Origin of the sequence: Victivallis sp., assembly GCF_048170485.1 — a bacterium.
GTDB lineage: Bacteria > Verrucomicrobiota > Lentisphaeria > Victivallales > Victivallaceae > Victivallis.
The window spans coordinates 1-9,783 of record NZ_DBEXAY010000064.1; the positions used below are offsets into that span (position 1 = coordinate 1).

6 protein-coding genes are annotated in these 9,783 nt (G+C 63.0%); 3 read left to right on the plus strand and 3 right to left on the minus strand.

Annotation, left to right across the window (positions count from 1 at the left end; genetic code table 11):
* Window positions 1-86 precede the first annotated feature (86 nt).
* The 3 genes from ACMLHG_RS03430 to ACMLHG_RS03440 all read left to right on the plus strand — a co-directional run bounded on the left by ACMLHG_RS03430 (window position 87) and on the right by ACMLHG_RS03440 (window position 4,432).
* Window positions 87-869, plus strand: a complete 783-nt coding sequence (locus tag ACMLHG_RS03430; RefSeq protein WP_294432580.1) for a prepilin-type N-terminal cleavage/methylation domain-containing protein — start codon at window positions 87-89, stop codon at window positions 867-869.
* Between the two features lie 5 nt (window positions 870-874).
* On the plus strand, window positions 875-3,313 hold the full coding sequence (locus tag ACMLHG_RS03435; protein WP_417169558.1) for a hypothetical protein: 2,439 nt from the start codon (window positions 875-877) through the stop codon (window positions 3,311-3,313).
* A 141-nt stretch (window positions 3,314-3,454) separates the two neighbouring features.
* Entirely contained in the window at window positions 3,455-4,432 is a 978-nt protein-coding gene (locus tag ACMLHG_RS03440; RefSeq protein ID WP_417169559.1) for an AraC family transcriptional regulator, read from the plus strand.
* Between the two features lie 156 nt (window positions 4,433-4,588).
* On the opposite strand, the gene nfo is transcribed toward ACMLHG_RS03440, so the two are convergent.
* Genes nfo through mfd form a run of 3 tightly spaced genes read right to left on the minus strand, consistent with a single transcriptional unit; the run spans window position 4,589 to window position 9,648 of the window.
* Window positions 4,589-5,446, minus strand: a complete 858-nt coding sequence (nfo, locus tag ACMLHG_RS03445; protein ID WP_417169560.1) for a deoxyribonuclease IV — start codon at window positions 5,444-5,446, stop codon at window positions 4,589-4,591.
* A 42-nt stretch (window positions 5,447-5,488) separates the two neighbouring features.
* Window positions 5,489-6,382, minus strand: a complete 894-nt coding sequence (locus ACMLHG_RS03450; protein ID WP_295809556.1) for a PHP domain-containing protein — start codon at window positions 6,380-6,382, stop codon at window positions 5,489-5,491.
* Complete coding sequence (gene mfd / locus ACMLHG_RS03455) at window positions 6,379-9,648, minus strand: transcription-repair coupling factor (protein ID WP_417169561.1); 3,270 nt, start codon at window positions 9,646-9,648, stop codon at window positions 6,379-6,381. The genes ACMLHG_RS03450 and mfd overlap by 4 nt, the downstream gene beginning before the upstream one ends.
* Window positions 9,649-9,783: the final 135 nt, after the last annotated feature.

Consider the following 9,783-nt stretch of genomic DNA (forward strand, 5'->3'; position numbering starts at 1 on the left):
AAGGGGAATTACGCTTCGAATATAAGAAAAACTGGAAAACAGTTACAAAAGTGGCTTGACAAAACCTAACATGGAAGGAGTACAGGATGGCACGGTTGAAACCTCAATTTTTCCGTCCGCCGGATCATCGAACCGGCAGAGAGCAGGGGCGATCTTTTACCCTCATCGAACTCCTGATCGTGATCGCGATCATCGCAATCCTGGCGGCAATGCTGCTGCCCGCACTCAACAAGGCGCGGGAAAAGGCGAAGACCATCGGCTGTCTGAACACCCAGAAAACACTGGCGCAGACAACCGCCAGCTACGCGGGGGATTTCGATGACGACACGATGCCGGTCCTCTCCAGCCTGATCGCCGGGGAAGCTGGCAGCAACGAGCGGCGCTCCATCCAGTACTACGCCGCCCCCTATTGTGACATCGGCCTGGGGATTCTCACCCGACGCGGCTATCTGCCCAATACCGTCACCTGGCCGACAGGGAGCTACTACGGCGACCAGTCCTCCGAAAACCGGCCGGAGATCTTTCACTGCAAAGTCGGGGAGCCCAACGGCTGGAATCACATGAACTTCAACGTCGATTACATGCTGCTTTTCGACACCGGAAACAACACGGCCCCGTCGATGTTCCCCTCCTGGGGGAAGAAATTCGGCGCCGTCTCCCGCCGGGTGATGGGAGTCTGTGCCGCCGCCAACATCAACTTGAATAAAGCACTGCATTCGAACGCAACCACCTGCTTTCTGACCGATGGGAGTGCAAGAATCGTGCAGGCGGCGGTCTACGTGCCGGAGGGGTGGATCGGGAATTTCACCCCCGATGTATACCACAGCTCCTCCTCAATGGCGGAAGCATTGAAACGTATGGCGGAATGACAACCATGATGAACAAAACAATCCTCTTTCTCTCCCTCGGACTCACCCTCTCTCTGGCGGCGCAGGAGATGTTTCTGAAACCGGCAGCCACCTCGCCGACCGGCTGGTTTCCGGCGGACGACATCCGCTTCGAAGTGAAGGGCACGGTTCCGGCCGGAACCGCATACCGGGTCACCGACTGGCGGGGACAGGCCGTCTGCGACGGCACCCTCGCCGGAGCAGAGCTGAAACTCCCGAAGCTGGAGTCCGGCTACTACCGGATCTGCTGGAACGGCGATGAGGCCTCGGCTCTGGGATTCGCAGTGCAGCCGGGGCCGTCGTCGCCGCCGGACTCCACCGCAACCTCGTTCGCGCTCAACACCAATCAGGCCTATCTCACCCACGCGGCAACCGGCAACCCGCACCTGCCGGCCTCCGGCCGGGAGGCGGTCAGCGGTCTGCTCGGCCAGTGCAGTTTCTCCGACGCGCGGGAGTTTTTCAACTGGAAGGGCATCGAACCGGTTCCGGGAAAGATGAACTGGCAGCTTTTCGACGACAACTTCTCGCTGCTCCATCAGGCCGGTGTGAAAATTACCGGCTGTTTCCGCGACTCCCCCCGCTGGGCGCGCTATCAGGATGGCTCCGACGACAACTCCGTGGCGCCGGCCCACATTCCGGACGATCTCCTCGCCGTCTACCGGTTCTGCCGGAGCGCGGCGGAACGGTATCGGGACAAGGTCAACGCCTGGGAGTTCTGGAATGAACCGGACGTCGGGTTTGCCCAGGAATCCGCCTGGAATTTCGCCTCGGCCATGAAGGCGGCCAGCCTGGGATTCAAGGCCGGTTCCCCGGATGCGGCGGTCCTGACCGGGGCGATGTGCCTCTTCCCGGTCCGGAACTTCGTGAAGAGCGCGTTCGCCTCCGATCTCGACTTCTATTACGATATTTTCAACTACCACACCTACCTCATGCCGGCGGAATATCCGGCGCTGCTGCAGGAGATTTACGCCCTCATTGACCGCGCCGGCCGGAAACCGCCGGTCTGGTTCACCGAAACCGGAACCAATGTGGAAGGACAGGCCGCACTGCCCTCCTGCACCCCCGGGAAACTGGAACAGAGCTATGAGCAGGAGCTGATGGTCGCCGAATTCCATCCGAAATCGGTGATCCTGCTGAAACAGCTGGGAGCGGGCAAGGTCTTCCCCTTCGTCCTGCCCCCGTTCAACGAAATCGGCGGAGCGAAAATGTGGGGACTGCTCCGGCAGAATTACACGGTGAAGCCGGCCTTCGTCGCGCTCGCCGTGCAGAGCCGCCTGCTCAGCGGCACAACGCTGCTGGGAGAGTGCGAAGAGCGAAACGGTGTCCGTTCGTTCCTGTTTGAACGGGAGGACGGGTCGCAGATTCTCGCCTTCTGGAGCCGTTCTCCGCTCGAAACGCAGAAGACCGAAAACGCCGCCCGGGAGAATTCCTCGCCCCTGGAGCGGGAATTCGTTCTGGAGGCGCCCGCCGGCGTCTGTCATGTCACCGATCCCTTCGGCCGCCGCGAGACGGTCAAGGCCGCGCCGGGAAACACGCTCCATTTGAAAGCGGACCGCTATGTCCGCTATCTGGAGGGCCTCTCCGGCCTGAAACCGGCCCAGCCCGCGGTGAAGCGGGACGCCGCCGGCATGGCTCCCTTCGCCGGGGACCGCACCGTCGTCCTGAAGGCGGTGCTCACCCGGAATCTGCGTCTCTCCTCCGGCCGTGATTTCGTCGATTTCCGGAGCGAAAGCGAACCGGTCGGAATCCGGGTGGAGCTGTTCAACCTCTCTGCGGAAAGCAAACAGGGCGTTCTGCATTGCTCCGCCGTGGATTCTCCGCAGCCCGTGTCGCTCGCCCCCTGGGCGAAAAAGCAGCTTGACCTTCAATTCCCGGTGCCGAAAGCGAAGACCGGAGAGTTCCGCTTCTCCGGCCGTTTCAACGAGCAGGCGATCACTTCGCTGGTCATTCCCTACCGGAAGGTGGGCGAGCTGCTCCAGGCCACACCGCTCCCGCGCGCCGGGCAGCCGGACGCATGGCGCACCAACAGCTCCGGGAAAATGTCCATCCGCGGGAACAGCAGTGAAAATTCCGTCGTGTTCGAAATCGACTTCCGCAACGTGACCAACCGCTGGGCGGCCCCCTCTCTGCCCTTGCTGCTCCCCCAGGAGTCGCTCCGCGGCGCAGTCGGAATGGAGTTTGAACTCAAAGTGGACGGCAATCCGGCGGATGCAATGTATCCGCTGGTCTATTTCTTCGGCAACCACGTGCAGGCCCGGGAACCCTATCCGCAACCGACGGGAGAGTGGAAGAACTATCGGATCCTCTTTGAAAATCTGAAAACTCCGGAAGGGGTGGAACGATTCCAGATCGCCCTCTCCGGCAAACAGGAAAAACTGATCTATCAGGTGCGCAACATCCGTTTCCTGTTCAGAAGCGAGAAGTGACGCCCCCTCCAGCCGACGCCGTCCGGTCGGGAGACCGGGCGGCCGGGTGGAATCCGGAAACTTTTGCCCGATCTGAATTGCAAATTCACACAGCCCATCTATAATAAAGAGGGATTGGTACCGGAAGCGGAGGCGCTGCACATGCCGTTCAAATTTTCAGAAATTCAGACCGAACAGGAGTTCCGGGCACTGCCGGAACACTATCAGTGGAACCATTGCTCCAGCGCAAACAACCTGAAATTCATCATCCTGTCCACCTATCACCCGCAGGCGGTCTCCCCGCATGACCACGATTTTTACGAACTTGTTTTCGTCATCCGCGGGCACGGCACCCACCATTGGCGCAACAGATGCGGCGATGAGAGCACGATGGAGTTCGGCCTCGGCGACTGTTTCGCCGTCCATCCAGGCGAAATCCACTGGTACACCGGATGCCACAGGTTGTGGCTGTTCAACATTCTGCTGCAGAAGACGCAGCTGGAGGAGGAGCTCGCGCCGATCCGCGATATGGCAAACCTCAAGCAGCTCTTCGACCGGCCGGAAAAAGAACCGCCATCCAAACTCCATATCCCGCCGGAATACTTCCCCGCCGCCGTCGAAAAAATCAACCATCTGGTCGGCGAACTCTCCCTGCGCGCCCAGGGCTATCAGACGGTCGTTTGCAACGGAGTCATCGATTTTCTGATTCTGCTCGGCCGTCTGCACTCCCGCCCGGCGGCGCGAAATTCCGTCCGCACCGAAATTCATGACGCCGTCAACGCCGCCTCGCTGTACCTCGAACAGCATCTGACCGACAACCTGACGCTGGAGGAGCTTGCCGGCCACGCCAACATGAGCCGCGCCCATTTCTGCCGCTGTTTTAAGCTGGTCTTCGGCTCTTCCGTATGGACCTGGCTGACGCAACGCCGCCTCGAACTGGCCAAGCAGATGCTGGCGACAACCGACCTCTCCCTCAAAGAGATCGCCGCCGAATGCGGATTCTGCAGCTCCAGCTACTTTTCCCGGCAGTTCAAACGCTACCTCAAGACCACCCCCCAGAACTACCGGATGGAACATTCGCTGCAATACATCCGCGCGTTCCGTTTTTCCAGCGCGCCCAGAAAAAGCGGACGCTCATGACCGGCGGAACGAGAAGAAGCGGGAAAGGAACGTTGTCGCGAAAGAGGGAATGCCGGAAGAAGAAGATGTCCTGCGTGGGAAACGCAAGAAGGGGAACCCTTTTCAGAAAAGGTTCTTTCCTGCCCGCCCACTTCCTTTTCCCAACCTTCCGGTCGACTACGGCAGCGGTTCGCCGCGGCTGAGCGCCTGCAATGCCGCAATCTCCTGCTTCCACAAACTTTCGTCGATCGTCTCGAGCACCAGCGGAATGTCGTCGAACCGGGGATCCTGCATCAGCCGCCGGAAAAACTCCCAGCCGAGTTCCCCGTGCCCGATGCTGTCGTGCCGGTCCAGCCGTCCGCCGAGCTTGCTCTTGGAGTCGTTGATGTGCATCCCCTGCAGAAAGGGAAATCCGATCAGCCGGTCGAATTCGGCAAAGGTCTTCTCGTACCCCTCCGGCGTGACCAGATCGTATCCGGCCGCGAAGGTGTGGCAGGTGTCGAGGCAGACCCCCACCCGCCCGGGGCGGTCGACCGCTTCGAGCATCGTCGCAAGCTGTTCGAACGCGTATCCGACGTTGGTTCCCTGCCCGGCGGTGTTTTCAAAGACCGCGATCACCTCGGGAACGGTATCGACCGCCTCACGCACTCCTTCGGCGATCAGCCGCAGATCCTCCTCCTCCGGAATTAGTTTGAGGTGACTGCCGGGGTGGAAGTTCAGCTTGACCAGCCCGAGCTGATGGCAGCGCTCCATCTCGCCGATGAAGGCGGCGACCGCGTTGCGGCGCTTGCCCGGATCCGGCTGCCCGAGATTGATGAGGTAGCTATCGTGCGGCAGAATGAGTTCCGGCCGGTAGCCGAACGCCCGGCAGTTCTCCCGGAACGCGGCGACCGCCTCCTCCTTGTACGGCGGCGCCGACCACTGCCGCTGATTCTTGGTGAACATGGCGAACGCGGTCGCGCCCAGTTCGTGCGCGTTGACCGGCGCATTCTCGACGCCGCCGGCGATGCTGACGTGTGCTCCGATATATTTCATGGGTTCTCTCCTCCTCTGAATTCGTGACCGGATTAAAAGATATCACGGCAATCCGGGTTTGTCAACAGCCGCCCGCCGCGCAACACAGCGCGCCTTGAGCCCGTTCAGGAGTTCCGGCGGCACGAGCAACCCGCCCGCGCCGGAGCCGAGCTGGATGTTGGGGGAGTTCGCCCCGTGAAAATCGCTCCCGCCTGAGACGGCCAGATGGTAGAGGCCGGCCAGTTCGAGCACCAGCGCGGTCTCCTGCGGGCCGAACATGCTGTAATACCCTTCGACCGCGTCGAGCCCGAGCGGAGAGAACCGCCTCATGATCCGCTTCGCCCAGGCGCGTTCGTTGCGCTCCCGGTAGACCGGGTGCGCCCAGACGGCGATGCCGCCGGCCGCGTGAATCACCTCGATGGCGCGGGCCGGATCGGGCAGTTCGCGCGGCACATAGGCCGCACAGCCCCGCTTGAGCAGCCGGTCGAAAACCGACTGCATGGTGGGGAATCCGTATTTATGCATCAGCGCGCGGGCGAAGTGAGGCCGCCCGATGCTGGCGCTGTCGGAGTCGGCGCCGGCAAACGCCGGATCATCCCAGGTCACCGGGAATCCGAGCGCATTGAGTTTGAGCCGGATCTGTTCATTGCGGCGGCGGCGCCCCTCCCGCATCTCCTCGAGAAACGCCGTCAATACCGGCGTCTCCGGGTCGATGAAGAGCCCGACCATATGCAGTTCCCGGTTGCTGAACATGGTCGAGAGTTCCACGCCGGGCACCGTCTCGACCTCCGGATGGCGCCGCCCCGCCTCCAGAAACTCCGGAATCCCGGCGACGGTGTCGTGGTCGGTGAGGGCGATGGCGCCGACTCCGGCCGCGGCGGCGAGCTCCACCAGTTCCGTCGGCGTGCAGCTCCCGTCGGAACAGCAGCTGTGAGTGTGCAGATCAATCCGGTTCACGGCCGCGGCTCCTTCCGGGGAATCTCCCGCAACAGCGCCTGCAGATGCACCAGACGCAGTTCCGGCGGATTGCGGTAATCGATCACCGGCTGCAATCCCTTTTTCCGGTAGATGGTGCCGCCGGGGTTGTTGAGCGTCACCCGACCGTCGACCACGGTGAAGTGTTCGTATCCGGCCTGTGCGGCCAGAATCCGCAGCCGGACCACCTCCAGCAGAGTTTCCGCACACTTCGGCAGTTTCCCGTAGCGGTCGCGCAGTTCGGCGGAAAAATCGGCGAGTTCCGTTTCGGAGTTGAGCGCGCTCAGCCGCCGGTAGGCGTCGAGGCGGAGACGGTCCCCGCCGATGTATTCCGGCGGAAACGCCGCGGCGAGCTTCCCTTCCGGCGCGGTCAGCGTGAAACTGATGAAATCGATCGCCATCTCCACCTCCGGCAGAAATTCGCTCTTCTCGCCGCGCAGTTTGCCGACCTCCTGCTTGAGCAGATGGCAGTAGAGGTCGAATCCGATGGTGTTGAGGTGGCCCGACTGTTCCGCGCCGAGCAGGTTGCCCGAGCCGCGGATCTCCAGGTCGCGCAGCGCCAGCTGAAATCCCGCACCCAGATTGGAACAGCGGCGGATCGCCGAGAGCCGCTTGCGCGCGTCGGAGCTCACCAGCTGGCTCTTCGGCAGAAGCATGTAGGCGTAGGCCTGGTGCTTCCAGCGGCCCACCCGGCCGCGGAGCTGATAGAGTTCGGCCAGTCCGAACCGGTCGGCCCGTTCGATGATGATGGTGTTGGCGTTCGGCACGTCGAGTCCGGATTCGATGATGGTACTGCTGACCAGACAGTCGATCTTCCCTTCGAGGAAGCTGGTCATGACCGCCTCGAGCTCTTCTTCCGGCATCTGCCCGTGGGCGACGGCGAAGCGGACGTCCGGCAGCAGGGAGCGGAGTTTCTTCGCCACCTCCTCGATCGTGCGCACCCGGTTGTGCAGATAGTAGACCTGCCCGCCGCGGGCGAGTTCCGCCTCGATCGCCTGCACCACCAGCCGGTCCTCCTCGGGGGCGATCACCGTCTTGACCGGCAGCCGGAGCTTCGGCGCGGTCATCAGCGTGCTCAGGTCGCGCGCTCCGGCCATCGCCAGATAGAGCGTCCGCGGAATCGGCGTCGCCGACATGGTGAGCACATCCACTTCGGCGCGGAACCGGCGGAGCCGCTCCTTGTGCTTGACGCCGAACCGCTGCTCCTCGTCGATCACCACCAGCCCGAGATTGTGGAACTTCAGCTCCGGATTGCAGAGCCGGTGGGTGCCGATGATGATATCGATTCCGCCGTTGCCGAGCCGGCGGATGATTTCATTCTGCTCCGCGGCGGTCCGGAACCGGCTGAGCACGTCGATCGTGTAGGGGTAGGCGGCGAACCGCTCCCGGAAGCTGTAGTAATGCTGCTGCGCCAGCACCGTGGTCGGTGCCAGAATCGCCACCTGATATCCGGCGGAAACCGCCTTGAACGCCGCCCGCATGGCAATCTCCGTCTTGCCGTAGCCGACGTCGCCGCAGAGCAGCCGGTCCATCGGGCGCGGCGACTCCATGTCGGCCCGGATCTCCGCGGTCGAGCGGCGCTGGTCCGGGGTGTCGTTGAAGGGGAAGGCCCGCAGAAAGGCGCGGGTCTCCGCCGTGTCCGGCGGGAAGACGATGCCCGGCGCCGCCTGCCGCATCGCCTGAAGCCGGAGCATATCCGCGGCGTAGGAGCGGACGCTCCGCCGGGCGCTCTCCTTGTCCCGGCTCCAGCGCACTCCGCCGAGCCGGTGCAGCGTCACTTTGCCGGGACTGCCGAGGTAGCGGCTCACCTTGTGCGCCTGAAGCAGCGGCACGTAGAGGATCTGATTGTCCGCATACTCGATCACCAGCACTTCGCGGGAGACGCCCCGGCTGGTCAGCGTGCGGAATCCCCGGAAAATGCCGATGCCGTGGTCGAGATGCACCGCGTAGTCCCCCTCGTCGAGGTCGGCGAGCGAAAACTCCGGCACCGGAACCGCCGCCGGGTCCGCACTGACCGGAGCCGGAACCTCCCCTTCCGCCGTCCGTCCTTCGCGGGAGAAACCGGCGGTGATCAGCTCCTTTTCGGTGATGAGCAGCAGCCGTTCGGCGGGCAGAGAAAATCCGGCGCCGATCCCGGCGACGTCGAACGAGGGGTGGCAGACGGCCAGTTCGTTCCGGGAACACCACGCTTCGAGCGCGGGGAGATTTTCCAGATGGGGGGCCAGCGCCACCACGTGCATGCCGGAATCGGCGGCGCGGCGGAGGTTGCCGAGCAGCATCTGCCGCCGGAGCTCCTCTGCGCCCGCCTTCGCGCTTTCGCCGATTTCGCCGGCGATCTCGCCGGCCGCGGGGAAGACGTCAGCCGCCTCCGCTTCCGGGTGATACGCCTCGGAGGCGGCATCGTAGAAGGCGATGGCCTCCTGCGCGGCCTCCTTCTCCTCCCACAAGCTCTCCCACCGGCGGCACACCTCCGTCGAGGAGTATTTTTCCAGCCGCTCCAGACAGTTTTCGGGATAGACCGTCAGCAGCCGCCAGTTGCGGTGGGCAAAATAGCAGAAGAGATCGGCATCGGCCGCACCGCCCGCGGTGATTCCCGCCCGGCCGATCACCCGGTATTCGGAGACGCTCCCGGTGGAGCGCTGGGTCTCCGGCGAAAAGGTGCGCATGGAGTCGATTTCGTCGCCGAAAAATTCAATCCGGCAAGGCGCGTCGTGCGCGGGGCTGAAAATATCGACGATTCCGCCGCGGCGGGCGAACTCCCCCGCCACGGAGACCTCGTACTCGTCGTCGTAGTCGAGCCGCACCAGCTTCTCGACCAGGTCGCCGATCGGGATCTCCATGCCGGGAACCAGCACCAGCTGAGCGTCGCGGGTCTCCTCCGGCGGCGGCGCCGGCGCCAGCAGGGCATGGATGCTGCCGATCACCAGATCGAACTGACCGTTGAGCGCCGAATTGAGCGCCCGCGCCCGGCGGCTCTCTCCGCCGGGGAAGAGCAGTTTTCCCCGGCCGGACTCCGGAATCACCAGCATTCGCAGATCGATCTCCAGTTCGCGGGTGAGCGCCTCGATTTCGGCGACGACGCGATCGACCAGATTGAGTTCGGGCAGGGCGGCGATCAGCGGGGAATCCCCGGCGGAAGCCGCGCGCAACAGGGGCAGAGCGACCGAGCCGGGATCCACTCCCCCCCGGCTGACGGCCCCTGCGGCGGAATCGGCCAGATAATTTTTCAGGATTTTACGCCAATTCACCGCTCTTGCGGCTTGATTTTTGCCCATTTTACTATATGTTGTTCCATTTAAGAGGTTGCAAATAACAAACCCCGGTTGTTTGCACCGTTTTATTATAAGCCGCATTTGTGAAATTTGGTAGCGGCAAAGTCCGGG